Below are 24,898 nucleotides of genomic sequence, written 5' to 3'. Positions count from 1 at the left end.
CCGGAACGCCACCGCCCGCCGCTGCGCACGAAACGCCAACGGCGGGCGGGAGCAAGGCCCCTGACGGAACGTCAGGCGCGGACGGCGGCCACCGCCGCGCCCAGCGCCTCCTTGATCCGCGGCCCGAGCCGGGCGAACCCGAGCTCCTTCATCGCCGCCCGCAGCAACTCGTCGTCACTGCGCTTCTCACCGTCCGCGTCCAACCAGGCCACCAACGCCACCAGTTCCTCCGCGGAGTACCCGGTGATCGGCTTCCCCGGCACCAACTCGGGCTTGACCACCCCGGCCGCCACCACCGCAACAGCCTCCGGCTCCTCGACCACCGGCTCGACCTCGACGGCAACCGCGGGCTCCGGCTCGATCACCGGCTCCTCGACAGCAGCCTCAGCCTCAACGGCCACCGGCTCGACCTCGGCCACGACAGCCTCAGCCTCCGGCTCGGCCGCCTCGACCTCAGCCACCGGCTCCTCGACGACAACCTCAACCCCGGCCTCGGCCTCGGCCTCAGCAGCCACCTCCGGCTCCGGCTCGACCACCGGCTCCTCGACAACCGCCTCGGGCTCGACAACAGCCTCAACGACCACCGGCTCGACCTCGGTCACGACAGCCTCAGTCGCAGCCTCCGCAGCCGCCTCGACCTCGGCCACCGGCTCCTCGGTCTCGGTCTCAGCCTCGGCAGCCACCTCCGGCTCCGGCTCGGTCACCGGCTCCTCGACGGGAACCTCAGCCTCCGCCTCCACGACCGCCTCGACCTCAGCGACAGGCTCCTCGGTCTCGGTCTCAGCCTCGACGGCCGCCACCTCAACAACCGGCTCCTCGACCGCAGCCTCGGCCTCGGTCTCCTCGACGGCCTCAACCTCGGCCACCGGCTCAGCGGCAGCCCCAGCCTCAACGGCCTCCGGCTCGACCTCGGTCACGACAGCCTCAGCCGCAGCCTCCGCAGCCGCCTCGACCTCGGCCACCGGCTCCTCGGTCTCGCTCTCAGCCTCAACGGCCGCCACCTCAACGACCGGCTCCTCGACGCCAGCCTCGACCCCGGTCTCCTCGACGGCCTCGACCTCGGCCACCGGCTCCTCGGCCTCAGCCTCAACGGCCTCCGGCTCGACCTCGGTCACGACAGCCTCAGCCGCAGCCTCCGCAGCCGCCTCGACCTCGGCCACCGGCTCCTCGGCCTCAACAACAGCCGCAGCCTCGATCTCCGCTTCCGCGGCCTGTCGCGGTCCCCCCGCCAGCGCGGCCTTCGCGGCGACGTGCCGGTCGTACGCGGCGAGCGCAGCGTCCTTGTCGGCCTGCCGCTCGTTCAGCTCCTCCAGCAGCTCCGTGAGTCCCTGCTCGGCGAGTTCCAGGCGCAGTTGGCGCAGTGCGGAGAGCCGGTAGAGGGTGCCTTCGTCGGCGGCCAGGCGGTCGACGAGTTCGGCGAGTTCGGCGAGCGGGAGGGCGTCGAGGGCGCGCTCGGGGAGGAGGCGGGCGAGGGAGCGGACGGCGTCGGCGAGGGAGTCGACGACGTTGGCGGTCTCGGTGAGCAGGGTGCCGTCGACGGGGACGGAGGGGCGGGAGGAGCCGGCGGCGAGGGCGCTCCAGTCGCGGTGGGCGGCCTCGGCGGCGACGAGCGCGGCGTGCAGGTCGGCGCGGCCGGGGCGGGTGCCGGGGGCGGCGAGGGCGCGGGCCTGGCCGCGGAGCTGGCGGCGGCGGTTCCAGCCGAGCTTGGCGCCGGTCTCCTTGCGGTAGGTGCCGGTGCCGGTGGCGGCGGCGAGTTCGGCGAGGTCCTTCTCGTACGCCTCGGTGCGCAGCGTCGTGGTGGTGGCGTGGACGCGCTGGAGGAGGTCGAGGAGGGTGGTGAGGCCGCCGAGGGTGTCGGGGATGTCGAGGCCGGCCTTGGCGGCGATGGCGTTGGCGGCCTGGCCGACGGCGCGGGTGTCGCGGCTGCGGAGTTCGGCGAGGACGGTGGAGGCCGCGCGGGCGTCCTCGGGGCCGGTGAGCGTCTCGGCGGCCTCCAGCCAGGGGTTGGCGTCGGCGGTGAGGGCGAATCCGCCCTGGTCGGCGAAGCGGCCGAGTTCCTCACGGGTGCTCTGGCGGGTCTCGCCGTCCGTCGCGGACGCGGTCGCGGACGCGGTGTCGTCGGCGTCGTTCAGGGTGCGCACTGTCATGTGAAGTCCGGTTCGTGGCGTTTGGCGGGCAGAAGGGCTGGCGGGGCGGGTGGGGTGTTTGCGGCGGCGGTGGCGTCGCGGGAGGCCAGAATACGGGTGTGCGTTCGAGGCTCGCACGCACCGGACCTCCCCGGGATCCGCCGGCCGCGGTGGGCCGCGGGCGGGGGCGCGGGGGCCGTCCGCACGGTCCGTAGGGTAGGGAGTGGCACCGACAGTACGCCCCGCCCGGGTGGGGGGCGGGAGTTGGGTGGGGTCATCGGCGTTCTCCGGGCTCCTTCGGGGTCCGGCCCGGTGGGGCGTGCGGCGGGGCGTCCGGTGGGGCGTGCGGTCGGGCGTGCGAGGGGGTCTCCGGCGGGGCGTGCGGTCCGAGTTCGGCGAGGCCGACGGGCCGCTGGTAGGTGCGGACGTGGCGGCGGTGCCACCAGGCGCCGGTGGCGCGGAGTTCGGGGCCGTTGGTGAAGCGGTAGTGGTAGAGCTCGGCGCGGACGAGGGCGGGCGGGTTGTCGGGGAAGGGGTTGCGGCGCAGCAGGCGCAGGGTGTCGGGGTCGTTGACGAGCAGGCGGGCGAGCAGCGGACGGAACCAGGGGCGGGCGTAGGCCGGGGAGATCGCGGCGAACCACATCAGCCAGTCGAGGCGCAGGTGGTAGGGCGCGAACTGGCGTGGCAGCCGCCGCAGTTCGCCGGGCTTGCCGTGGAATTCGTACTCCTGCCAGCCGTCCGTGCCGTGAACGTCGCGGGTGCCTTCGAGGACGATCTCGTACCGGACGCGGTTGACCGAGCCGAACGCGCCGTAGCTGTTGACCAGGTGGAGGCCGTCCCAGGAGCGGTTCATCTGCTGGCGCGGGGAGATCAGGTTGCGCAGCGGCTGCCAGGAGCGGGCCAGGACCAGCAGGGCGTACCCGGCCACCAGCAGTTGGTGCCAGAGGGGTTGGGGTGCGTGGGCGGGGTCGGGGCCGATCGGCAGGACGCGGCGCAGGGTGCCGGTGTCGAGGACGGACAGCGCGAGGGCGACGGTGAGCCAGTTGAGCCAGGCGAAGTTGCCGGAGGCGATCAGCCACAGCTGGGTGACGACCATCAGCAGGGCGGCGGCGGAGGCGATCGGCTGCGGGAGGAACAGGCAGAAGGGAACGGCGAGTTGGACGACGTGGTTGGCGGCGGCCTCGGCCTTGTGCAGCGGTCGGGGCAGGTGGTGGAAGAACCAGCTGAGCGGGCCGGGCATGGGCTGGGTCTCGTGGTGGTGGTAGAGGCAGGTGAGCTTGCGCCAGCACTCGTCGCCGCGCCACTTGATCAGTCCGGCGCCGAACTCGACCCGGAACAGCACCCAGCGCAGCAGCAGCAGGACGGGCAGCGGCGGGGCGATGCGGTCGTTGCCGAGGAACACGGCGAGCGCCCCGGCCTCCAGCAGCAGGGACTCCCATCCGAAGGCGTACCAGGTCTGACCGGTGTTGACGATCGACAGGTAGAGCAGCCAGGGCAGCGCCCACAGGGCCGTCGCGGCGCCGAGCGGTAGCAGGTTCGCCGCCCCGGCGAGCAGGGCGAGCGACAGCAGCAGGCCGGTGTGCGCGAGGGCGGCGTAGAGGCGGTCGCCGTAGTGCCAGTGGAACAGGCTGGGGGCGCGGCGGAACGGGACGCGGGCCAGGAAGCGCGGGATCGGGAGCATGCCGCGGCTGCCGAGCAGGGCGCGGAACTGCCGGGCGGCGGCGAGGAATCCGCAGGCGTAGACGAGGGCGAGCAGGCGCAGGAACAACTCCCGGGCGAGCCGGTACTCGGGGGCGGCGAACCATGCCATGCGGCCGCTCCTCCGATCGGCTGCGCTCCGGCCGCCCCCATCCCTACCATCCGGCGCGGCCGGGGCGGGGCGGCTGGGGTCGCGGTGGTGCGCCGGTTCATCCGGTCGGCCCTGTCCGGCGTGCGGCGGCGGGCGTTCGCGCGTAGTGCCCTCGGTGCCCGTACCGAGTGGTGAAACTGCCTGCCGTGGGCGAACGGAGTGTGGTGTCATTCCGCCGAACGCACCCTGTCAGCACCAAGACGAGGAGACGCCCATGTCCGCGACCTCTCCGCAATCCCCCGCCGACGCCGACCCCGACTGTCCGCCGCCGGCGGGCCCGGTCGACGCCGTCCCCGACGCCCCTTCCGTGCGGGCGAAGCCGGCCCCGGCCGGCGGACTCGGGGCGGCGGTCTGGGCGGCGCTCGGCATCGTGTACGTGGTGTGGGGATCGACCTACCTGGCGATCCGGGTGGTGGTGGAGACGATGCCGCCGCTGCTGTCGGGCGCGCTGCGCTTCGGCGCGGCGGCGCTGCTGCTCGGCGCCGGCTTGACGGTCCGTCACGGCTGGGGGGCGCTGCGGGTGACCCGGCGTCAGTTGGGCTCCGCCTTCCTGGTGGGCGTGCTGCTGCTGGTCGGCGGCAACGGCCTGGTGGTGCTGGCCGAACGCACCGTGCCCTCGGGCCTGGCGGCGCTGATGGTGGCGAGCGTGCCGCTGTGGGTGGTGCTGCTGCGCCGGGCGTTCGGGACCCGGACCGGCGGGGCGACGCTGGCGGGCGTGCTGGTCGGCCTGGTCGGCCTGCTGGTGCTGACCGCGCCGGGCCTGACCGGCGAGGTCGGACTGTCGGGCCTGCTGCTGGTGGTGGCCGCGGCGGTGGTGTGGGCGCTGGGCTCGGTGCTGGCCGGCCGGCTGCCGATGCCGGCCGACCCGTTCGTGGCGAGCGTGTACGAGATGCTGGCGGGCGCGGTGGGCGCGCTGGTGCTGTCGGTCGCGCGGGGCGAGCCGGGCGACTTCGATCCGGGCGCGGTCTCCGCGGGGTCGTGGACCGGACTGGTGTACCTGGTGCTGTTCGGCTCCATTGTCGCGTTCACGTCTTACGCCTGGCTGTTGCAGCGCGCTCCGCTTCCGCTGGTGGCGACCTATGCGTACGTCAATCCGGTGGTCGCGGTATTCCTCGGATGGATCTTCCTCTCCGAGGCGCTGACCTGGCCGATCTTGCTGGGCGGCGCGATCGTGGTCGGCGGGGTGTTCCTGGTGGCGCGTAGCGAACACTGAACAGTCCGTGAGCGAATCTCCCGGTATGCATTCAAGAAGGTAACGACTTGGTCGATTCCCTCCGAGCAATGATTTACTTCTTGACGACACCTGGTGGGTGAGCTTGACTCCCCTCACCTCGCCGTAGGGACACGGCGCTGTCAGGGAGGCACCACCCACCATGAACTCGATGACGCGTCGACTCGTCATCGGCACGGCCGCCGTGTCGATGGCGATGTCGCTCGCCGCCTGCGGGGACGACAAGCCCTCGTCGTCCAAGGGCAACCAGTCCATCGGACTGCTGTTGCCCGAGCGCTCCTCGTCCACCCGCTACGAAGCCTTCGACAAGCCGCTGATCCAGGCGTCCGTGGAGGGCCTGTGCACCAAGTGCACCCTCGACTACGCCAACGCCGACGGCGACGAGAAGGTGCAGAAGGAGCAGTTCGACGCGCTGCTCTCGCGCGGGGTCAAGGTGATCCTGCTCGACCCGGTGAACGCCGCCGTCACCGCGCCGTGGGTGGAGGACGCCAACAGCAAGGGCGTCAAGGTCATCGCGTACGACCGGCTCGCCTCGGGCCCGGTCGCCGCCTACATCTCCTTCGACAACGAGCGCACCGGCGAACTCCAGGGCCAGGCGCTGCTGGAGGCGATGGGCAAGCAGGCCGCCAACGCCGACATCGTGATGATCAACGGCGCCGAGACCGACCCCAACGCGGCCTCCTTCAAGGCCGGCGCGCACAAGGCGCTGGACGGTGCGGTCAGGCGGATCGCCTACGAGCAGTCCGGCGAGTGGAAGCCGGAGGTCGCCGCCGCGAAGATCGACGATGCGATCTCCAAGCTCGGCAAGAACGGCTTCCAGGGCGTGTACTCGGCGAACGACGGCATGGCCGGCGCGATCATCGACGCGCTGCACAAGGCCGGCCGCACCGACGTGCCGGTCGGCGGGCAGGACGCCTCGCTGGACGCGGTCCGCCGGATCCTCACCGGCGAGCAGGCGTACACCATCTACAAGCCGTACCAGCCGGAGGCCGACGCGGCCGCCAGCATGGCGGTCTACCTGGTGAAGGGCATCGACATCACCTCGGTGGCCTCCACCATGACCGACTCGAACGGACTGCAGATCCCCTCGATGCTGCTCACCCCGATCGTCGTCACCAAGGCCAAGGTCGTCGAGACCGTCATCCAGGGCGGCCTCTACAAGGCCGACGAGGTCTGCACCCCGCAGTTCGCGAAGGCGTGCAAGGACGCCGGGGTCCCCGGCACCTACTGACCGGAACGGGCGGCGCGGCTCCTTGTGCGGGGGTGCCGCCCCGCCCGTTCCTCCTCCGACCCCACCGGCCCGTCCGGTCCGTCCGGTCCGTCCTCCGGCTGCCCGGCGGTGACGGCCCGCCAGACCGGGACGGCCAGCACCACCATCGCGGCGCCGAACAGCAGGAAGGTGCCGGACGTGCCGAGCGCCCGCTGCAGCAGCAGGCCCGTACCCGCACCGGCCGGCATCGCGCTCATGATCACCGCCCGGTAGGCACCACCGACCGCGCCGCGCACCCGTGGCGGCGTCAACCGCTGCCGGAGCGACACCGTGAGCACGCCCCACATGCCGCCCAGGCAGCTGCCCGCGGTCATCGCGGCGAACAGCGGCACCCCGCGCAGGAACACCGGCGCGACGAACACCAGCCCCCAGCCCAGCCGGGTCGCGCACAGCACCGGCGCGCTGCCGAACCGGCGTTCGGCCCGGTGCGCGGTGAGCGAGCCGATCGCGGTGCCGACGCCGACCGAGCTGAGCAGCACCCCGTAGCCCGCGTCGCCGAGGTGCAGCGGGCCGGTGGTCGCGTACACCACGAACAGCGCCAGGAAGGACGTGTTGGCGAGCGTGGTGAGCACCCCGGCGAGGGTGATCATCCGGATCGCCCGGTGCCGGGCCAGGAACACCAGCCCGGTCCACAGCCGCACCCGCTCGACCGGCGGCACCGGCCGCACCGGCCGCACCGGCGGCGGGACACGGCCGACGTCGCGCGGCAGGGCGGTGAGCCGGAGCATCGAGCCGAAGTAGCCCGTCCCGGCGACCAGGAAGGTCACGGGGGCGGCCAGCGCGGTCAGCCAGCCCGCCAGTGCCGGGGCGGCGAACTGGCTGGTGACCCGGACGGTGGTGGCGAGCTGCCCGTTGGCCCGGGTCAGCTCCGCGGCGGGGACGACGGTCGGCAGCACGGTCTCGCCACTGGTGTTGAACACCGTCTCGGCCACGCCCACCAGGAACGCCAGGGCCAGCAGCAGCGGCAGCGACAGCGCCCCCGCCCAGGCGGCCGTCCCGATCGCCAGGATCAGCACCGCCCGCGCCCCGTCCGCGGCCACCATCGCCGCCTTCCGGCTGACCCGGTCGGCCAGCATCCCGGCGGGGATCCCGAACAGCAGCCACGGCACCGTGGTCACCGCCATCACCAGCGAGGAGGTGTCCACCGAGCCGGTCAGGTGCGCCACCACCAGCAGCAGGCCCGTCCGCAGCACGCCGTCACCGGTGTTGGCCAGCACGGACGCGCCCAGCAGGACGCGCAGCGGCCGGTTCACCGGACGGCGGCCGGCCGTCCCGGCGGTCCCGGCGGTCCCGGCGGTCCCGGCGGGGGGCGGCAGCGGCGGCAGCGGGCTCACGGACGAAAGCTAGTGCGCGAACTTCCTTGGCGGAACACCCCGTTGACACGTGGGAGGCAGATCACAGGACGGCGACCGGGTACCCGCCCCGGCGCGTACTGTGGTGCACTGGGCGCCTTGCCGAGCGATGGGGAGCGTGCGACATGGACCTGCGGACCGACTACTTCCGGGCCGCCGACGAGGCGGCCGTGCACCAGGTGATGAAGCTCGGGACCCGCCCGCCCGCCGAGTCCTTCGAGTCCGTGCAGGCCCGGGGCATCGACCCGACCGTGGTGCTGCCGCACCTGGTCGCCGCGCTGCGCGGCGGGGAGTCCCCGGTCAAGGACGGCCCGGACCGCTCGGTGTGGCCGACCGGCCTCCAACCCTGGCACCCCGAGGCGCCGAGCACCGCCGTCGACCTGGACGACCCCTGGATGACCGGCCCCTGGGTGGTCGAACTCTCCGACGAGACCCGCGACGCGCTGGCCGGCATCGAACGCAGGCGGCTGCCCCAGCTCACCACCCAGTGGGGCCGCACCGACGAGGTGAAGAACGTCGAGCGGATCGAACTCATGCGGCTGATCCACCAGTTGGGCGTCCTCGCCCGCCGCGCGCAGAAGGACGGCCAGCACCTCTACTGCGCCCTGACCGGATGAGCCCCCTCGGGTACGCCTTCTTCCGCGCCCCCGGCCCGGACGCCGTCCGGGCCGCCTTCGACGCCGGCCCCGCCCTGCACGACCCGGCCGCCGCCTTCGAGGTCCTGCACCCCGCCGACGCCGACCCGGGCGACGTCCTGGAACTCCTGGACGAACTGGTCCGCACCCGCCCCGACGCCGACCTGGTCGACCGCACCGTCTGGCCCTCCGCCGAACGGCCGCACTGCTTCGAGATCCCCGGCGACCCCTGGACCACCGGCCCCTGGGCCCACCAACTCACCGCCGCCACCCGCGACCTGCTCGCCACCACCCCCGCCCGCACCCTCCTCGCCCTGCGCCCCCACCGCCGCACCCCACCCGCCGCCGCCCTCGCCGCCCTCGCCGCCCTGACCCCGCTGGCCCGCCGCGCCGCCACCGCCGGAGAACACCTCTACTACTGGCTGGCCGCCCCGCCCGCTGAGTGACCACGATGCAACCGACAACCCCCAAGGCCGCAGGAACCGCCGCAACAGGCAGGGCCCCCACGAGACTCCCCCACCTCACCCACCCCCGGCCTGCCGCCCAGGCGCCCCCTCCTTCCCCCGCCCCGCCCGCTGAGTGACCACGATGCAACCGACAACCCCCAAGGCCGCAGGAACCGCCGCAACAGGCAGGGTCTCCGCGAGCAGCAGGACGGCCCAGCAGAGCGTGAGCAGGGGTTGGGCGAGCTGGAGTTGGCTGGCGCGGGGGACGCCGATCGCGGCCATGCCCCGGTACCAGACCACGAAGCCGCCGAACTGCGAGACGGCGGCCAGGTAGGCGAGGCCGGTGAGGCCGTGCCAGTTCCAGTGCACGGGTTCGGTGGTGAGGGCGAGGGCGCCGGTGAGGGCGGTGACGGGGAGGGCGGCGACCACGCCCCAGGCGATCACCTGCCAGCCGGGCAGGTCGCGGGCCAGGCGTCCGCCTTCCGCGTAGCCGAACGCGCAGAGCAGCAGCGCGCCGAACAGGTACAGGTCGGCGGTGGTCAGGCCCGCGCCGCCGCTCTGCTGGACGGTGAAGGCGAGGACGACGGCCGCCCCGGCCGTCGCGGCGAGCCAGAACGCCCGTGGTGGCCGCGCCCCGGCGCGCAGCGCGCCGACCGCGGCGGTGGCCAGCGGGAGGAGGCCGATCACCACGGCGGAGTGGGCGGTGGAGGAGAGTCGCAGCGCGAGCGTGGACAGCAGCGGGAAGCCGACCGCGCAGCCCACCGCGACGGCGGCCAGCGCGGGCCAGCTGGACCGGGGCGGGACGCGGGCGCCGGTGGCGAGCAGGCAGGTGCCGGCCAGCAGCGCGGCGAGGACGCCGCGCAGGCCGGTGACCGTCCAGGGGCCGAAGCCTTCGAGGGCCCAGGCGGTGGCGGGGAAGCTGAACGAGAAGGAGAGCACCCCGAGGGCGGCCTGCGCGGTGCCGCCGAGCGAGCCGAGCGGCCCGAGCGGCCCGAGCGGTCCGACCGCTATCGGGCGGAGTCCAGTAGCGCTATTCTGTGCTGACATACAGGACGGTAGCAGTTGCCGCCCGCCCGCCGGAAGGGCCGTCGATGAGCGTGCAGGAACTGACGGACGCGCTGCGCCGTACGGTGTTGCGCTACCCGCCGGGCGAGCGGATCCCCAGTAGCAGGGAGCTGGTGGAGCGCTACCGGGTCAGTCCGGTCTCGGTGTCGCGGGCGATCCGGGAGCTGGTCGCGGAGGGCGTGGTGGTGTCCCGGCCGGGGGCGGGGGTGTTCCGGGCCGAGCCGCGTCCGGCGGCCGCGGTGCGGGGTGACTTCTCCTGGCAGGAGGTGGCGCTCAGCGCGGAGGCCGGGGCGCCGCCCGCCCGGGTGGTGGACGCCTCGGGGGTGCTGGCGGCACTCGCCCTGGCCCCGCCTGAGGTGGTCGACCTGAACAGCGGCTACCCGCACTCCTCGCTGTTGCCGGAGCGGGCACTGGCGGCTGCGCTGGCCCGGGCCGCCCGCCGTCCGGGCGCGTGGGGGCGGCCGCCGCTGGAGGGGCTGCCGGAGCTGCGCGGCTGGTTCGCCCGCGAGTTGGGCGGCGGGGTGACGGCGGCGGAGGTGCTGGTCACCGCGGGCGGGCAGAGCGCGCTGACCTGCGCGTTGCGTTCGCTGGCCCCGCCGGGCGCGCCGGTGCTGGTCGAATCCCCCACCTATCCGGGCCTGTTGGCGATCGCCCGGGCGGCGGGCCTGCGGCCGGTGCCGGTGCCGGTGGACGCGGACGGGGTGCTTCCGGAGCGGCTGGCCGAAGCGTTCGCGGCCTCGGGAGCCCGGCTGTTCGTCTGCCAGCCGCTGTTCCAGAACCCGACCGGCGCCGTCCTGCCGGCCGAGCGGCGGCGGGCGGTGCTGGCGGCGGCCCGGCGGGCGGGGGCGTTCGTGGTGGAGGACGACTTCGCCCGGCTGCTGGCGCACACCGACGCGGGCGAACTGCCGCCGCCGCTGGCCGCGGACGACCCGGACGGCACGGTGGTGCACGTCCGTTCGCTGACCAAGGCGGCCTCGCCGAGCCTGCGGGTGGGCGCGCTGGTGGCCCGGGGTCCGGCGCTGGCCCGGCTGCGCTCCGTCCAGGCGGTGGATTCGTTCTTCGTGCCGCGCCCGCTCCAGGAGGCCGCCCTGGAGTTGGTCACCTCCGCCGACTGGCCGCGTCATCTGCGCACGCTGGCCAGGGAGTTGACCGATCGGCGGCAGCTGTTCGCCGCCGCCCTGGCCCGGCACGCGCCCGCACTGCTGCCGTCCCGGCTGCCGCGCGGCGGCTTCCACCTGTGGCTGCCGCTGCCCGCCGGGGCCGATCCGGCGGCCTTCACCGCGGCCGCGCTGCGGCACGGCGTCGCCCTCTCCCCCGGCCCGAACTACTTCACCGCCGAGCCCGCGCCCCGGGCCCGGGTCAGCCTGGCCGCCGCCGAGACTCCCGCCCAACTCGCCACCGCGGCGCACCGCTTGGGCGACACGCTGAATTCACTTTCCTGACCTACCGTCAACTCATGGCCGCCTGGCAATCGTTACCGGGCGGGACGTCAACTCCCGCTCAGTGTGCGAACTCCAGCAGCGCGATACCGGTCAGCACGGTCGCGCTGGCCGCCAGCCGCAGGCCGCCGAGGCGTTCGCGCAGCACCAGGGCGCCGATCAGGGCGGCGATCACGATGGAGGTCTCGCGCAGCGCGGCGATGGTCGGCAGGTCGCCGACGGTCTGCGCCCAGACCACCAGGCCGTACGCGGTGAGCGACATCAGGCCGCCGCCGAGTCCGACGGCGCGGCCCTCGCACAGGGCGGGCCACAGGTCGCGGCGGCGGACGACGGCCACCGCGGCGAACACGGCCGCGCCCTGCAGCAGGAACATCCAGGCGATGTACCCGGCGGCGGAGTCGGCGACCCGGACTCCGCCCGCGTCCACCACCGTGTACCCGGCGATCAGCACGCCGTTTCCCAGGGCGGCTGTGATCGCCGGGAGTTGGGCCCGGCCGGGGCGGCCGCCGACCAGGGTGAGCCCGGCCAGGCCGAGCGAGATGACGGCGACGGCGGCGACCTGCCCGGCGGGCAGCGGGCGGTGCAGGACGGTGGCGGCGAGCAGGGCGACCACCGCCGGGGAGGTGCCCCGGGCGATCGGGTACATCTGCCCGAAGTCGCCGAGCCCGTAGGCGCGGGCCAGGAGCAGCTGGTAGCCGGTCTGCAGCGCGGCGGAGGCCAGCAGGTACGGCAGGGCGGCCGTTCCGGGCGGCGGGACGAACAGCGCGAACACCGCGCCGAAGGCCACGAACACCAGGTTCATCTGCGCGAGCCCGGCCGTCCGGTCCCGCACCCCGTGCACCAGCGCGTTCCACACGGCGTGCAGCAGCGCGGCGGCCAGCACCACGACCGGAACGGCGCCCTGGGTCACCGGATTCCCCTCCCACCGGATCGATCACCGAAAGATGTACAGCCAACTTAGCGGCCCTCGACCCCCCGGCAACCCCGCCCCCCGAACGTTCGCCACCCCGTCGCCCGACGTTCCACCGGTCGGCACCCCGCTCCCCTTCCCGGACGTTCACAAATCCCCCAAGTTTGCTCGAAGCTGCGCGAAAACCGGTATGATCACGCAACTTCGTTCATCCGAATGCGGTCGACCGGTCCGACGCGCAGCAGCGAACACCTTGGGGGGCGTCCGCCGTGATCCTCACCGTCACACCGAATCCGGCGCTGGACGTCACCCACGCCGTCCCCGGTTTCCGCCCCCGCACCAGCCACCGGGTCGCCGGGGTGGCCGCCCAGGCGGGCGGCAAGGGCGTCAACGTGGCCCGGGTGCTGGCCGCGCTGGGGCGGCCCGTCCGCTGCGTGCTGCCGCTCGGCGGCCCCACCGGGGACGCCGTCCGCGCCGATCTGGCCGCCGCCGGGCTGGACCACGTCGAGGTGCCGATCGGCGGCGACACCCGGCGGACGGTCACCGTCGCGGACGGCTCCGACGCCACCGTCCTCAACGAGCCCGGCCCGGCGCTGGCCGCCGCCGAGTGGGAGGCCCTGCTCGGCGAGACCGCCCGGCAGCTGCCGCAGGCCGCCGTCCTGGTCCTCGCCGGCAGCCTGCCGCCCGGCGCACCCGCCGACGGCTACGGTCAACTCGTCGCACTGGGACGGCAGTTCCACCTCCCCGTGGTGCTCGACGCGGACGGCCCGGCGCTGCTCGCCGCGCTCCCGGCCCGCCCCACCATGATCAAGCCGAACGGTGCCGAACTCACCGCCGCCACCGGCCTGCCCGACCCCCGGGACGCCGCCCGGGTGCTGATCCGCCGCGGGGCCGAATCGGTGCTCGCCTCGCTCGGCCCGGACGGCCTGCTCGCCGTCGACCGCCAGGGCGCCTGGCGCTGCACCCCGCCCGCCGCGGTCACCGGCAACCCCACCGGCGCGGGCGACTCGGTGGTCGCCGCCCTCGCCGCCGGGCTCTCCGGCAACGCGGGCTGGCCCGCCGTCCTCCCCGACGCGGTCGCCCTCTCCGCCGCCACCGTCCTGCACCCCCGGGCCGGCCACTTCGACGCCGCCGCCTACCGCCACCTGCGCGCCACCCTCACCGCCGTCCGGGTCGGCGGCCTGACCTCCCTCACCCTCTGAGCCCTCCCGCCCGGCGGACCGGGCGCGGTGAGCGAGCGGCGCTCACCGCGGGCCCGTCCGGCGGGCGGCGGGTGCGGGGTCAGGTACCGGCGGCGGATTCCGGGCCGGCCCGGCGGCTGCGCAGTTGCTCGTTGATGCGCAGGGCTTCTTCGAGTTGGTCCTCGAGGATGATGATGCGGCAGGCCGCGTCGATGGCGGTGCCCTGGTCGACGAGGTCGCGGGCGCGCATCGCGATGCGCAACTGGTAGCGGGAGTAGCGGCGGTGGCCGCCCTCCGAGCGCAGGGGGGTGATGAGGCCCTGGTCGCCGAGGGAGCGCAGGAAGCCTGCGGTGGTGCCGGTCATCTCGGCGGCACGGCCCATGGTGTAGGCGGGGTAGTCGTCGTCGTCGAACGAGCTACCTGGGTCAGGGGTGTGGGGCTGGTCGGTCGTCGTAGTCACTGCACCTCTCTTGGTTCCGGAGAACGCGTCGAGGGGCCCCGGCGCCGTGACGGCTCCGGGGCCCCGAAGGGTGTACAACACCATCTACCGGCCTTGGCCGGGTTCCTTGTTCCGCACCGCCCCGGAATGGGGGACCTGCGGGGATCGCGTATGCGTGACCGGAAACCACCGTCCTCGTACTCAAAGGGGGTCTGCGGTGTCCGCCCGGGTGAAAGGCATCACGGGCCGGGCGATCCTGATGGCGCTCTGTCCCTCCGTTCATCCTCTTCGTGGACTTGCCTTGCGAACTGCTGGTACTGCTCGACGGCAGCCCCTGATCACTGCGGGCCGCCCGGCCCGGTCGCCGGCCCTGTCGCCTCACTGCACACACTGGCTTCAGGACCCCACAACCGTGCCGACCTGCGAACTTCTCGACTCTTCCCGGCAGTTCGTGTCTGCCGGGCCATCTCTTCACTGCGCTTACAAGAGAAAAGCTAACTCCACTTCGAGCCAATGTCTACTCCAGCCACGATAGATTTTCCGGTGTTCGAGAGACAGGTACTCTGCGCTCCGCAGGACACGGGACGGGATGCCCGGGCGCCCGGCCCGGGCCACGGGCAGCAGCACGGACGGGAGGGCAACCGGTGGAAGAGCCGAGCACCGCAGGTCGAGGGCGCGCACCGGACCCGCAGGAGCGGACCTCGCTGGTGGCCGCCCTCGCCGAAGCCGTCCGCGACCGGGACGAGCGGAGCCTGCGCCGCCTCCTGGCCCGGTTCGCCGAACAGGTCACCATCACCGACCTGAACGCCCTGCGCGACGCGCTCGACCCCCGTCGCCGCGGCCGACGGCCGGATTCCCGCTAGGGCGGGCGCACCACCCCGGCCCGCACCCGCCCGCTCCCGGCGCGCACCCGCCCGCTCCCGCCCCGGCCCCGGCCGTCGACCTGCGGCTTCCGGTAGCCTGGCCAGTCCGACAAGTCACCCCGAGTCGGACATGTCAGGAGCTCTGCGCCATGGCCGCCGTTCCGCCCCCGTCCCCCTCCGCCCTGGTGGCCGCCGTCGACCTCGGCGGGACGAAGACCGCCGGCGCGATCGTCACCGGCGCCGGCGAGCTACTGGCCCGCTCCGAGGGCCCGACGGCCGCGGACGGCGACGCCGAGGCGGTGTTCGCGGGCGTCGCCCGGGTGCTGGAGGAGCTCGCCGGGCACCCGGCCTGGCCGGGCGTCGCGGCGGTCGGCGTGGGCAGCGCGGGGCCGGTCGACACCGCGGCGGGCACCGTCTCCCCGGTCAACATCCCGTCCTGGCGCGGCTTCCCGCTGGTCCGGCGGATCGCCGGGCGCACCGCGCTGCCGGTGCGCCTGCTCGGCGACGGGGTGGCGCTCGCCGAGGCCGAGCACTGGCTGGGCGCCGCCGCCGGGTACCGCGACGCGCTGTGCATGGTCGTCTCCACCGGCGTCGGCGGCGGCCTGGTCCTGGACGGCCGGGTGCACCCCGGCCCGAGCGGCAACGCCGGGCACATCGGCCACGTCAGCGTCCAGTGGGACGGCGAGCCCTGCCCGTGCGGCGGCCGCGGCTGCCTGGAGGGGCTGGCCAGCGGCCCCGCGATCGTCCGGCACGCCCGCGCGGCCGGCTGGCGCCCCGCCGGAGGCAGCCCGCTCACCGCCCGCGCCGTCGCCGACGCCGCCCGCACCGGCGACGGCGCCGCCCTCGCCGCGTTCGACCTCGCCGGCCGGGCCCTGGCCGCCGCGATCGCCGGCACCGCCGCCCTGGTCGAACTCCAGGCCGTCGTCATCGGCGGCGGCGTCGCCCAGTCCGGCTCCCTCCTCTTCGACCCCCTCGCCCGTCACCTCACCCACTACGCCGGCCTCCCCTTCACCCGCGGCCTGCACCTCCACCCCGCCCGCTTCGGCCCCGACGCCGGCCTGATCGGCGCGGCGGCGGCCGCCCTGCGCGGTTGACAGGTCAGGGGCTCGGGGAACGGCGAGTCCGTGCTGCTGACGGCCGGAGCCCATCGAAGGTCCGTGCTGCTGCGTGCCGTGAACAGAACCAGAAGCAGACCCGCGCAACGGCAGTGAACCCGCAGCAGCCACGGCCTCGCCGTTCCCCGAGCCCCTGGCGGGGCTCTCATGCGCCCCTGGTCGCTCCCCCTCCCCTTGCCTAGGCTGGAAGCGTGCAGCAGCCGCCCCCGTGGGAGATCGCGACCCCGTCGCGGCACTCGCGGCTGCCCGGGGTGGCGATGGCCGGGTTCCGGGCGCGGGGGGCGGCGGAGTTGGGGGTGGTGCCGTTCCCGGCGGTGACGTTGGCGATCGACCTGGGGGACGAGCCGTTGACCGTCGCGGGCGGCGGGTGGCCGGTCCGCGGCAGTGCGGTGCTCGGGCTGGGGGCGGGGGGCCTGCGGGGCGGCGGGCGGGACGTGCGGTGCCTGCAGGTGCGGCTCTCGCCGGTGGTGGCGCACGCGGTGCTGGAGGGGTTCGCGGCGGCGGGCGGCCCGCTGGTCGGGTGGGACGCGGTGTGGGGGCGGGAGGCCGCCCGGTGGGAGGAGCGGTTGCGGGCGGCGGCGTCCTGGGAGGAGCGGTTCGCCCTGGTGGCGGCGGAGTTGGCCGCCCGCCGCGCGGAGGGCCGCCGGGTGGATCCGGAAGTGGCGTACGTCTGGGGGGAGTTGGTGCGTTCGCACGGTGCGGCGCGGGTGGCGGGGCTGGCGGCGGAGGTGGGGTGGAGCCGCAAGCGGTTGTGGTCGCGGTTCCGGGCGCAGTTGGGGATCGCGCCGAAGCGGGCGGCCCGGCTGGTGCGGTTCGACCACGCGGCGCACCGACTGGCGGCGGGCGGTCACCCGGCGGCGGTCGCGGCGGAGGCCGGCTACGCGGACCAGTCCCACCTGCACCGGGAGGTCGCGGAGTTCGCCCGGGTGACGCCGTCCGCGGTGGCGCGCGAGCCGTGGTTGTCGGTGGACGAGGCCGCCTGGTCGCTGCCCGGCTACCTGCGCTGACGACGGCCGGGAACATTCGTCCAAGACCCGGCCCGGCCGGGCGGCGAGACTGCGGGCATGACCGAGAACCTGTTCACGTCCCTGTCCCGGTACGGCGTCGACGCGCCCGGTTTCGTCGCCTCGACCTCCGCCCTCGGCGCGGCCTGCACGCTGGCGGCCGCCGCCCGTCCGTTCCGCGGCCGGCGGGCGGTGGCCGCGCTGGGGGCGGGGCTGCTGGTGCAGGCGGGGGTGTACCTGCACACCACGCTGCACGGCAAGTTCCGGGTGTGGGAGCGGGAGTTGGACGCGCTGGGGCTGCACGGCGACGAGCGGACGCTGGACCTGGGGTGCGGCCGGGGCATGGTGCTGGTCGGGACGGCGCGGCGGCTGCCGCGCGGACGGGCGGTGGGGGTGGACCTGTGGGCGTCGAAGGACCAGAGCGGCAACACCCCGGCCGCGACGCTGGCCAACGCCGTCGCGGCCGGCGTCCGGGACCGGGTCGAGGTGCACACCGCCGACATCACCGAACTGCCGTTCCCCGATGCGGACTTCGACCTGGTCACGTCCGCCCTGGTGATCCACAACATCCCCACCCCGGCCGCCCGGCTGCGCGCCGTGGACGAGGCGCTGCGGGTGCTGCGCCCGGGCGGCCGGCTGCTGATCGCGGACATCTCCCCGATGGCCCGCCGCTACGCCGCGCACCTGGGCGCCGGCGCCGTCCGCGACCTCGGCCCGGCGTACTGGTACGGCGGGCCGTGGCTGCCGGTGTCGATGCTCGAACTCCGCAAGGAGGCCCGGGGCCAGGACGCCTAGAAGCTGAGCGATTCGAGCACCAGCAGCGCGCCCACCGCGAGGTTGACCCAGCGGTAGGTGACGATCACGGCGACGAACTCGCGGATGGTCGCGCTGGGCCAGAAGTAGGCGGCGGTGGGCGAGCCGACGACGTGGCCGTTGACGCCCTCGCGGCGGGCGAAGACGGCGGCGCGGAAGGCGTGGAAGTTGTTGGTGACGACGACGCAGCGGTAGTCGGGGTCGGCGGCGGCCATGATCGCGTGGCTGAAGCGGAGGTTCTCCTCGGTGGTGCGGGAGCGGTCCTCGCGGATGATCCGGTCGGCGGGGAAGCCGCGTTCGACCAGGTGGTCGGCCATCGCGTGGGACTCGGGGAGCTGCTCGTCGGTGCCCTTGCCGCCGGAGGCGATCAGCAGCGGGGAGCGGCCGCGGGCGACCTGCCGCTCGTACAGGGCGCGGCCGCGCTCCAGGCGGCTGGCGAGCAGCGGCGGGACCTTGCTGCCGTCGACCAGGCCGGTGCCGAGGACCACGACGTAGTCGACGTCCTCGCGCGGGGTGAGGCGGCCGTACAGGTAGGCGTAGCCGACGAAGCAGGCGAAGAGGAAGGACAGGTAGCAGGCGACCACGAAGACGGTGCGGGCGATCACCACCAGCGCCTCGGAGTCGGCCCGGGTGGCGGCCAGCAGCAGGGCGAACACGGTCAGGATGCCGAGGCCGGAGAGCAGGGCGAGCAGGTTGCCGAGGCTGCGGCCCTCCTTGCGGAGCATCTTGAGGCCGTTGGCGATGAGCAGCCCGGCCAGCACCAGGCTGCCCAGCGCGGGCGTGAGCACCACGACGATCAGGACGGCCTCGGCGGCGGCCGAGTCGGCCCGGTGCAGGGTAGCGAGCAGGGCGAGGGTGAGCAGGGCGACGGAGAGTCCGAGGCAGACGGCGTTGCCGAAGCGGCGCCGGTCGCGGAGTACGCCGACGCCGAAGAGCAGCAGGAAGACGAGCGCGAGGGCGTACAGGAGCATGGGGGAAGCCTAGGCACACGGACCCCGCCCCGTCGCGGTCCAGCGCGCGGGGCGGGGCGGGTGACGGTCCGTCAGCGGTGGTCGGCGGGGTCGGCGGGGCGGCCCCCGGTGCCCCCCGGTGCCCCCGGCGGGCCTCAGCGGGCCTCAGCGGCGGCCGGAGAGCACGCCGCCCTTCTCGGGCAGGCCCTCGGCGAGGTCCTCGGCGATCATGCGCTTGGCGATGGCGTCGGCGGCGGCGCGGAGTTCGGCGCTGCGCGGGCGGCCGCGGTCCTCCTCCAGGCGGCGGTTGAGCCAGTCGGACCAGGCCCGGGTGATGGTCGCGGCTTCCCGCTGTCCGGCCTCGGTGTGCTGGTAGAAGCCGTTGTGGGCCTCCAGGAAGCCTTCGACGACCATCCGGTCGAAGACCGGCTGGAGGACCTCCGGGGGGATCCGGCGGCGGGCGGCGATCAGGTTGAGGCTGGCGTGGCCGACGGTGCGGGTGAACAGTTCGACCTGCATGACGGCCCAGCTGCCGGCCACGTCGAGTCGGGTGCCGGAGGTGTTGACGACCTGTCGGGCGGTGTCGAGTCCGGCGTTGCCGAGGAGTTTGGCGACGGCGAGTTCGAGGAGCTTGGAGGAGTCGCCGGAGGAGGGCTGGGCGAAGCCGTCGCCCATGTCGGAGGAGCTGGCCCGGGCGGAGTCGCGGAGCTTGACCTGCTTGAGGAAGAGCGCGACCACGAAGCCGACCAGGGCGACCGGGACGGTCCACAGGAAGACGGTGTGCAGCGAGTCGGCGTACGCCTGGATGACCGGCGCGGCCTGCTCGGGCGGGAGTTCGTGGACGCCGTGCGGGCTCTGCGCGGCGGCGGCGAGCTGCTGCGGGTCGGCGCCGGTGGCCTGGGCGGCCTGGGCGACGCCCGCGGTCAGGTTGGTCTTCAGCGAGTTGGTGTAGATGGTGCCGAAGACGGCGGTGCCGAACGAGGAGCCGAGGGTGCGGAAGAAGGTGACGCCGGAGGTGGCGGTGCCCAGGTCGGAGTAGTCGACGGTGTTCTGCACGGCGATGGTGAGCACCTGCATGGACAGGCCGATGCCGGTGCCGAGCACGAACATGTAGAGGCTGGCCAGCCAGGCGCTGGTGCCGACGTCCAGCAGGGAGAGCAGGTACAGGCCGACGCCCATCACCACCGAGCCGATGATCGGGAAGAGCCGGTACTTGCCGGTCTTGGAGACCACGTTGCCGGAGAAGATCGAGGCGATCAGCAGGCCGAGCACCATCGGCAGGGTGCGCACGCCGGAGACGGTCGCCGAGTCGCCGTCGACGTACTGCAGGAAGGTCGGCAGGAAGGTCAGCGCGCCGAGCATGGCGAAGCCGACGATGAAGCTGAGGATCGAGCAGACGGTGAACACCTGGTTGCGGAACAGCCGCATCGGCAGGGTGGGTTGGGCGGCCCTGGTCTCGACCCAGCAGAACAGGGCGAGCGCGACGACGCCGGCCGCGAACAGGCCGATGATCACGGCCGAGCCCCAGGCGTACTCGTTGCCGCCCCAACTGGTGGCCAGGATCAGGGCGCTGGCGCCGATCGCGACCAGGGTGATGCCCAGGTAGTCGATGACGGGCCGGACGCCGGACTTGACCACGGGGATGTTCCGGGCGGCGGCGATGACCACCACGATCGCGATCGGCACGTTCACGTAGAACGCCCAGCGCCAGGACAGGTGGTCGGTGAACAGGCCGCCGAGCAGCGGGCCGACCACGGTGGCCACGCCGAAGACCGCGCCGATCGCGCCCTGGTACTTGCCGCGTTCGCGCAGCGGGATGACGTCGGCGATCAGCGCCATCGAGGTGACCATCAGACCGCCCGCGCCGACGCCCTGGACCGCCCGCCAGATGATCAGCAGCAGCATGTTGGTGGACAGACCGCACAGGAAGGAGCCGACGATGAAGACGATCGCGGAGACCTGGAAGACCACCTTGCGGCCGAACAGGTCGCCCATCTTGCCGACCAGCGCGGTGGTGACGGTCTCCGCGAGCAGGTAGGAGGTCACCACCCAGGACATGTGGGAGGCCCCGCCGAGGTCGGCCACGATGGTGGGCAGCGCGGTGCCGACGATGGTCTGGTCGAGTGCGGCCAGCAGCATGCCCAGCATGATGGTGCCGAACACGACGTTCCGCTGCCGCCGGTCGAGGACGGGCGGCGCTGCCTGGCTGACTTCGCTGGAGGTGGTCACCCTGGCATCGTCACACTTCGTCCTGGTTTGTCCCGGCCCGACACCCCGGCGGGAGAATCCATGATCAGCCGATGGTGCGACAAGAACCCGACCACGCCGCGTTAGAGGGGCATGGACAGCTCGACGACGACCCGCGGCGCCGACGGCGGCCCCCCGGAGTTCCGGGAATTCGCGGTCTCCCAGGCCCGCCACCTGGTGCGCACCGCCTACCTGCTGACCGGCGGTGACGCCCACCTCGCCGAGGACCTCGCCCAGGAAGCGCTCGGCAAGCTGTACGGGAGCTGGCGCCGGATCTCCCGGATGGAGAACCCGGCCGGGTACGCCCGCACCGTCCTGGTCAACACCTTTCTCAGCCACCGGTGCCGGCGCAGCAGCAGCGAGCGCGTCACCGACACCTTCGCCGAGGCCCCCGGCCGCGGGGACGACCCGGCGCTGCGCGTCGCCCTGCTCGGCGTGCTCGCCGAACTCCCGCAGCAGGACCGGGCCGTGCTCGTGCTGCGCTACTGGGAGGACCTCGGCGTCGAGGAGACCGCCGCCGCGCTGCGGCTGACCCCCAGCGCCGTCCGGTCGCGCGCCTCCCGGGCCCTGGCGCGGCTGCGCACCCGGCTGGGCGACCAGTTCGACGACCTCGCCCGCCCCTGAGCCCGGCCCTCCCGCCCTTCCCGAACCTCCGGGCCTTCCCCAACCTCCCGCACCGCACGTCACGGAGCCCCACCATGCCTTCGCCTTCCGAAGAAGAAGACTTCGCCCGCGTCCTGCGGGCCGGCGCCGAACTGGCGCCCGCCGTGCCCGCCGACGAGTTCGCCCTGGGCGCCGAGCGGCGCGGCCGCCGCCGCGTGCTGCGCCGCCGGATCGGCGTCGCCTCGGCGGTGGCCCTGGTCGCCGCCGCCGGGGTGGTCCCGGCCCTGCTGCCCGACCGCCCGAAGCCGTCCGCCCAGGCCCCGGCCGCGACGCCGCCCCGGGTCGACGACGCGTTCATGCTGGACACCCTGACCTCGCTGCTGCCCGCCGGCGGCACCGTCAGCGACGGGCAGGGCCGCGCGCCCGACCCGAACACGCCCGGACAGGTCCCGCAGGCGTACCTCGGCTACGACGACGGCCACGGCGGCCGGGCCCAACTCCTGCTCGCCATCGACCTGGTGGCCACCCCGGTCACCACCGACGCCCAGCGCCTGCTGTGCTACGAGCCGGTCGTCCCCGGCAGCGCCACCTGCGACCCCGCCGCCCGCCCCGACGGCTCGCACCTGCTGACCACCGGCTACGGCGGGCCCGGCAGCGACGACCACAGCCTGAGCGTGGCGTACACCCTCGCCAACGGCCGCCTGGTGCAGGTCGACGAGGTCTCCGCCGACCCGACCGTCAAGGAACTGCCGCTGGACAAGGCCAAGTTGACCGAGATCGTGACCGCCCCGCAGTGGCAGTGGGTGTTCGGCACACTGGGCACCGCCCCCTCCCGGCCGCCGGCCCGGCCCGCCCCGGCCGGCGACCGGATGCTCGCCGCCCTGACCCCGCTGCTGAACGGCGTCCAGGGCGTCCAGCTGGACACCAGCCGCACCGGCACCGACCTGCCCGGCCGGATCCGGGTCGACGTCACCGCGAACGGCCGCACCAGCGTCCTGCTGCTCAGCGTCACCCCCGGCTGGCGGCGCAGCTACCCGACCGACCCGCAGCTCACCTTCTCCACCATGCACCGCAGCCCCGACCGCCGTCCCGACGGCACCCTGGTCAGCAGCACCGTCTCCCTCGGCGGCGCCCAGCGCACCACCGACGGCGGCTACCTCGCCAACGCCCTGCTCCCCGACGGCACCGAGGTGAGCCTCCGGCTCTGGAACTCCACCACCGGACGCGACGGCGAGCGGCCCGGCGACCCCGTGCTCACCACCGACCAGCTGTCCGCCCTGGTCTCCGCCCCGGTCTGGGGCACGATCTGAACCGCGCCCCGGCCGGCCTCGTCGGCGCCCCGGCCGGCCTCGTCGGCGGCCCGGCCGGGTCCGCGGCTCAGTCGTTGCGCTCCATGTCGCCGGAGAAACCCTGCTGGACGAAGTGCAGGGAGCCGTCCTTGTTGGGGGTGAGGACCGCGTCCCCGCCGATCGGGTCGCAGCCCGCGCTGACCGTCCCGGTCACGGTGCGGGCGACCAGCCGGGTCTTGGTGGCGGACACCAGGGACGCCTCGTTGGTGCACATCACCTGGCCGGTGCCGAGGCCGCCGTCGGTCTCCACGTAGGCGACCGGGTCACCGACCGCGCCCTGGTGGACGGTGAACCGCATGACGAGCCGCAGCCCGTTCGAGGAGGCGGCCGTCCCCTCGAAGGTCCCCAGGAACGCGTCCGCGACGGCGTCCCCGTCCTCGGGCGAGGGCGAGGGCGAGGGCGAGGGCGAGGGCGGCGGGTCGCTCTTCCGCCCGGCCGGGGTGGCCGAGGCGTCCGGCCCCGGGGACTTCCCGGCACCCGGGGTGGTGACCGCCGCCGGACTGCCGGACGGCCCGCCCGCTGCCTCCTCGTCGCCGCCCAGCCCGCCCGTCGCGGCCCACACGCCCAGCCCCGCCAGCACCGCCGCGACCACCCCGGTGGCGATCAGCGGCGCCGTCCGCCGCTTGGGCGGCTGCTGCACGATGACGGCGGGGTACGGGTACGCGCCCGGCGGGGTCTGGGAGACGTACGGGTTCGGGGCCGGGTACGCGCCCGGCGGCGTCCGGGAGACGTACGGGTTCGGAGCCGGGTACGCGCCCGGCGGCGTCCGGGACACGTACGGGTCCGCGGGCGGGCCGTACGACGGGGGCGTCTGGTGGGGGGCGGTCGGGGGAACCGTCGGCGGGGCGGCGAGCACGGTCGGCGCGGGCGGCGCGGGCGGCTCCGTGACGGGCCGCGACTCCAGGTCCAGCAGCGCGACGGCCATCCGCGCCACCTCCTCGGACACCGCACCGGGCAGCCAGCCCCGGTCGCCGAGCCGGGTCAGCCCCGCCGCGCTGCGCTCCAGCCGCTCCCGGAGGGCCGCCGGGGACGGCCGGCGCTCCGGCTCCTTGTCCAGGCAGTCGCGCACCAGGGCGAGCAGGTCGCCGTCCAGGCCGCCGAGTTCCGGCTCCTCGTGGACGATCCGGTAGAGCAGCCCGGCCGCGCTGTCCTGCTCGCCGAACGGGGCCCGCCCGGTCGCGGCGAAGACCAGCACCGCGCCGAACCCGAACACGTCACCCGCCGGGCCCGAGGGGCGGCCCTTGGCCTGCTCCGGTGACATGAACCCCGGCGAACCCACCACGTACCCCGACCTGGTCAGCGCGGAGGTCGCGTCCAGTGCCCGGGCGATGCCGAAGTCGATCAGCCGCGGCCCGTCCAGCGCCAGCAGCACGTTCGACGGCTTGACGTCCCGGTGGACCAGCCCCAGTTCGTGCACCGCCTCCAGCGCGTCGGCCAGCCCGATGCCCAGCGCCCGCACGGTGTCCGGCGGCAGCGCGCCGAAACGCTGCACCGCGTCCGTCAACGAGGGCCCCGCGACGTACCCGGTGGCCACCCACGGCTGCGCCCCCTCCGTGTCGGCGTCCAGCACCGGCGCGGTCCACCGCCCGCCGACCCGCCGCGCCGCGTCCACCTCCTGCCGGAACCGCTGCCGGAACTCCCGGTCCGCGGCGAACTCCTGACGGACCGTCTTCACCGCAACCGTCCGCCCGCCCGCCGTCCGCCCGAGGAACACCTCCCCCATCCCGCCGGCCCCCAGCCGCCCCAACAACCGGTAGGGCCCGATCGCGTGCGGATCGCCATCGCCGAGAGTCTCCAACGTGCCGCGCTCCTAGGCTGCTTGCCGAACCATCAGGAAATGTCCCGACACCACTCACGGGATCTTCACGGGAACCCTAGGGCTTCCCCCGCCCCGAACGGCACGAGTCCACCTTTTCCGGACCGGATCGGAACCGGACAGTTACGCACCCCCAACACACCCGAACCCACCCGTCCCCACACCCCCGCCCCCGCACCACCACCCTCAACCCCC

Annotated in this window: 21 protein-coding genes; 12 read left to right on the top strand and 9 right to left on the bottom strand. The window is 74.5% G+C overall.

From position 1 onward, the window contains the following. Window positions 1-71 precede the first annotated feature (71 nt). Both ABD345_RS06285 and ABD345_RS06280 read right to left on the bottom strand, forming a co-directional pair. Window positions 72-2,147: a hypothetical protein gene (locus ABD345_RS06285; RefSeq protein WP_344550785.1), complete on the bottom strand. Its 2,076-nt coding sequence runs from the start codon at window positions 2,145-2,147 to the stop codon at window positions 72-74. A gap of 253 nt (window positions 2,148-2,400) precedes the next feature. Beyond that, window positions 2,401-3,936, bottom strand: coding sequence for a lipase maturation factor family protein (locus ABD345_RS06280; RefSeq protein WP_344550784.1), 1,536 nt, complete (start codon window positions 3,934-3,936; stop codon window positions 2,401-2,403). 253 nt (window positions 3,937-4,189) lie between these two features. Here ABD345_RS06280 and ABD345_RS06275 point away from each other — a divergent pair, with 253 nt between their 5' ends. Next, on the top strand, window positions 4,190-5,188 hold the full coding sequence (locus ABD345_RS06275) for an EamA family transporter (protein ID WP_344550783.1): 999 nt from the start codon (window positions 4,190-4,192) through the stop codon (window positions 5,186-5,188). A gap of 160 nt (window positions 5,189-5,348) precedes the next feature. After that, window positions 5,349-6,437 carry a sugar ABC transporter substrate-binding protein gene (locus tag ABD345_RS06270; RefSeq protein WP_344550782.1) on the top strand — a complete coding sequence of 363 codons (1,089 nt, stop codon included), beginning with the start codon at window positions 5,349-5,351 and terminating at the stop codon, window positions 6,435-6,437. Here ABD345_RS06270 and ABD345_RS06265 read toward each other — a convergent pair. Beyond that, window positions 6,431-7,810, bottom strand: coding sequence for an MFS transporter (locus ABD345_RS06265; RefSeq protein WP_344550781.1), 1,380 nt, complete (start codon window positions 7,808-7,810; stop codon window positions 6,431-6,433). The two genes, ABD345_RS06270 and ABD345_RS06265, sit on opposite strands and share 7 nt — an antisense overlap. Window positions 7,811-7,953: 143 nt before the next feature. Here ABD345_RS06265 and ABD345_RS06260 point away from each other — a divergent pair, with 143 nt between their 5' ends. Together ABD345_RS06260 and ABD345_RS06255 are read left to right on the top strand one after the other, a co-directional pair. Then, on the top strand, window positions 7,954-8,445 hold the full coding sequence (locus tag ABD345_RS06260) for a hypothetical protein (RefSeq protein ID WP_344550780.1): 492 nt from the start codon (window positions 7,954-7,956) through the stop codon (window positions 8,443-8,445). Continuing rightward, window positions 8,442-8,909: a hypothetical protein gene (locus ABD345_RS06255; protein WP_344550779.1), complete on the top strand. Its 468-nt coding sequence runs from the start codon at window positions 8,442-8,444 to the stop codon at window positions 8,907-8,909. The genes ABD345_RS06260 and ABD345_RS06255 overlap by 4 nt, the downstream gene beginning before the upstream one ends. A 75-nt stretch (window positions 8,910-8,984) precedes the next feature. On the opposite strand, the gene ABD345_RS06250 is transcribed toward ABD345_RS06255, so the two are convergent. After that, window positions 8,985-9,956, bottom strand: a complete 972-nt coding sequence (locus tag ABD345_RS06250; protein WP_344550778.1) for a DMT family transporter — start codon at window positions 9,954-9,956, stop codon at window positions 8,985-8,987. Between the two features lie 44 nt (window positions 9,957-10,000). Here ABD345_RS06250 and ABD345_RS06245 point away from each other — a divergent pair, with 44 nt between their 5' ends. After that, the gene (locus tag ABD345_RS06245) at window positions 10,001-11,416 is read left to right on the top strand and encodes an aminotransferase-like domain-containing protein (RefSeq protein ID WP_344550777.1); all 1,416 of its coding nucleotides are present in this window, start codon (window positions 10,001-10,003) and stop codon (window positions 11,414-11,416) included. 58 nt (window positions 11,417-11,474) lie between these two features. Here the strand turns inward: ABD345_RS06245 and ABD345_RS06240 are convergent, their stop codons facing one another. Further along, on the bottom strand, window positions 11,475-12,323 hold the full coding sequence (locus ABD345_RS06240; RefSeq protein WP_344550776.1) for an EamA family transporter: 849 nt from the start codon (window positions 12,321-12,323) through the stop codon (window positions 11,475-11,477). A gap of 269 nt (window positions 12,324-12,592) precedes the next feature. Here ABD345_RS06240 and ABD345_RS06235 point away from each other — a divergent pair, with 269 nt between their 5' ends. Next, complete coding sequence (locus ABD345_RS06235; protein ID WP_344550775.1) at window positions 12,593-13,525, top strand: 1-phosphofructokinase family hexose kinase; 933 nt, start codon at window positions 12,593-12,595, stop codon at window positions 13,523-13,525. Window positions 13,526-13,604: 79 nt separating this feature from the next. Here the strand turns inward: ABD345_RS06235 and ABD345_RS06230 are convergent, their stop codons facing one another. Further along, window positions 13,605-13,886 (bottom strand): helix-turn-helix domain-containing protein, encoded by a 282-nt coding sequence (locus tag ABD345_RS06230; protein WP_344550954.1) that lies wholly within the window; start codon window positions 13,884-13,886, stop codon window positions 13,605-13,607. A gap of 701 nt (window positions 13,887-14,587) precedes the next feature. Here ABD345_RS06230 and ABD345_RS06225 point away from each other — a divergent pair. The 4 genes from ABD345_RS06225 to ABD345_RS06210 all read left to right on the top strand — a co-directional run bounded on the left by ABD345_RS06225 (window position 14,588) and on the right by ABD345_RS06210 (window position 17,720). Beyond that, complete coding sequence (locus ABD345_RS06225) at window positions 14,588-14,806, top strand: hypothetical protein (protein ID WP_344550774.1); 219 nt, start codon at window positions 14,588-14,590, stop codon at window positions 14,804-14,806. 149 nt (window positions 14,807-14,955) lie between these two features. Next, a complete protein-coding gene (locus ABD345_RS06220) occupies window positions 14,956-15,900 on the top strand; it encodes an ROK family protein (RefSeq protein WP_344550773.1) in 945 nt (314 codons plus the stop codon). 212 nt (window positions 15,901-16,112) lie between these two features. After that, complete coding sequence (locus ABD345_RS06215; RefSeq protein ID WP_344550772.1) at window positions 16,113-16,928, top strand: helix-turn-helix domain-containing protein; 816 nt, start codon at window positions 16,113-16,115, stop codon at window positions 16,926-16,928. A gap of 57 nt (window positions 16,929-16,985) precedes the next feature. Next, the gene (locus tag ABD345_RS06210; protein WP_344550771.1) at window positions 16,986-17,720 is read left to right on the top strand and encodes a class I SAM-dependent methyltransferase; all 735 of its coding nucleotides are present in this window, start codon (window positions 16,986-16,988) and stop codon (window positions 17,718-17,720) included. On the opposite strand, the gene ABD345_RS06205 is transcribed toward ABD345_RS06210, so the two are convergent. Both ABD345_RS06205 and ABD345_RS06200 read right to left on the bottom strand, forming a co-directional pair. Beyond that, complete coding sequence (locus ABD345_RS06205; RefSeq protein ID WP_344550770.1) at window positions 17,717-18,709, bottom strand: YdcF family protein; 993 nt, start codon at window positions 18,707-18,709, stop codon at window positions 17,717-17,719. The two genes, ABD345_RS06210 and ABD345_RS06205, sit on opposite strands and share 4 nt — an antisense overlap. Window positions 18,710-18,853: 144 nt before the next feature. Beyond that, on the bottom strand, window positions 18,854-20,917 hold the full coding sequence (locus ABD345_RS06200; protein ID WP_344550769.1) for an MDR family MFS transporter: 2,064 nt from the start codon (window positions 20,915-20,917) through the stop codon (window positions 18,854-18,856). A gap of 111 nt (window positions 20,918-21,028) precedes the next feature. On the opposite strand from ABD345_RS06200, the gene ABD345_RS06195 reads away from it, so the two are divergent. Both ABD345_RS06195 and ABD345_RS06190 read left to right on the top strand, forming a co-directional pair. Then, window positions 21,029-21,559 (top strand): SigE family RNA polymerase sigma factor, encoded by a 531-nt coding sequence (locus tag ABD345_RS06195; RefSeq protein ID WP_344550768.1) that lies wholly within the window; start codon window positions 21,029-21,031, stop codon window positions 21,557-21,559. Window positions 21,560-21,633: 74 nt separating this feature from the next. Next, complete coding sequence (locus ABD345_RS06190) at window positions 21,634-22,848, top strand: hypothetical protein (RefSeq protein WP_344550766.1); 1,215 nt, start codon at window positions 21,634-21,636, stop codon at window positions 22,846-22,848. Window positions 22,849-22,915: 67 nt separating this feature from the next. On the opposite strand, the gene ABD345_RS06185 is transcribed toward ABD345_RS06190, so the two are convergent. Further along, a complete protein-coding gene (locus ABD345_RS06185) occupies window positions 22,916-24,634 on the bottom strand; it encodes a serine/threonine-protein kinase (RefSeq protein WP_344550953.1) in 1,719 nt (572 codons plus the stop codon). Window positions 24,635-24,898: the final 264 nt, after the last annotated feature.

Source organism: Kitasatospora saccharophila (assembly GCF_039529925.1).
Classification (GTDB): domain Bacteria; phylum Actinomycetota; class Actinomycetes; order Streptomycetales; family Streptomycetaceae; genus Kitasatospora; species Kitasatospora saccharophila.
The sequence above is the reverse complement of the archived record's forward strand: the minus strand, read 5'-3'. Positions and strand labels throughout refer to the sequence as shown.

Coding starts and splice junctions, on each gene's coding strand:
- ABD345_RS06285 (WP_344550785.1), bottom strand. CDS start 2,147: ATGACAGTGCGCACCCTGAACGACGCCGACGACACCGCGTCCGCGACC.
- ABD345_RS06280 (WP_344550784.1), bottom strand. CDS start 3,936: ATGGCATGGTTCGCCGCCCCCGAGTACCGGCTCGCCCGGGAGTTGTTC.
- ABD345_RS06275 (WP_344550783.1), top strand. CDS start 4,190: ATGTCCGCGACCTCTCCGCAATCCCCCGCCGACGCCGACCCCGACTGT.
- ABD345_RS06270 (WP_344550782.1), top strand. CDS start 5,349: ATGAACTCGATGACGCGTCGACTCGTCATCGGCACGGCCGCCGTGTCG.
- ABD345_RS06260 (WP_344550780.1), top strand. CDS start 7,954: ATGGACCTGCGGACCGACTACTTCCGGGCCGCCGACGAGGCGGCCGTG.
- ABD345_RS06255 (WP_344550779.1), top strand. CDS start 8,442: ATGAGCCCCCTCGGGTACGCCTTCTTCCGCGCCCCCGGCCCGGACGCC.
- ABD345_RS06250 (WP_344550778.1), bottom strand. CDS start 9,956: ATGTCAGCACAGAATAGCGCTACTGGACTCCGCCCGATAGCGGTCGGA.
- ABD345_RS06245 (WP_344550777.1), top strand. CDS start 10,001: ATGAGCGTGCAGGAACTGACGGACGCGCTGCGCCGTACGGTGTTGCGC.
- ABD345_RS06230 (WP_344550954.1), bottom strand. CDS start 13,886: ATGGGCCGTGCCGCCGAGATGACCGGCACCACCGCAGGCTTCCTGCGC.
- ABD345_RS06220 (WP_344550773.1), top strand. CDS start 14,956: ATGGCCGCCGTTCCGCCCCCGTCCCCCTCCGCCCTGGTGGCCGCCGTC.
- ABD345_RS06210 (WP_344550771.1), top strand. CDS start 16,986: ATGACCGAGAACCTGTTCACGTCCCTGTCCCGGTACGGCGTCGACGCG.
- ABD345_RS06205 (WP_344550770.1), bottom strand. CDS start 18,709: ATGCTCCTGTACGCCCTCGCGCTCGTCTTCCTGCTGCTCTTCGGCGTC.
- ABD345_RS06195 (WP_344550768.1), top strand. CDS start 21,029: ATGGACAGCTCGACGACGACCCGCGGCGCCGACGGCGGCCCCCCGGAG.
- ABD345_RS06190 (WP_344550766.1), top strand. CDS start 21,634: ATGCCTTCGCCTTCCGAAGAAGAAGACTTCGCCCGCGTCCTGCGGGCC.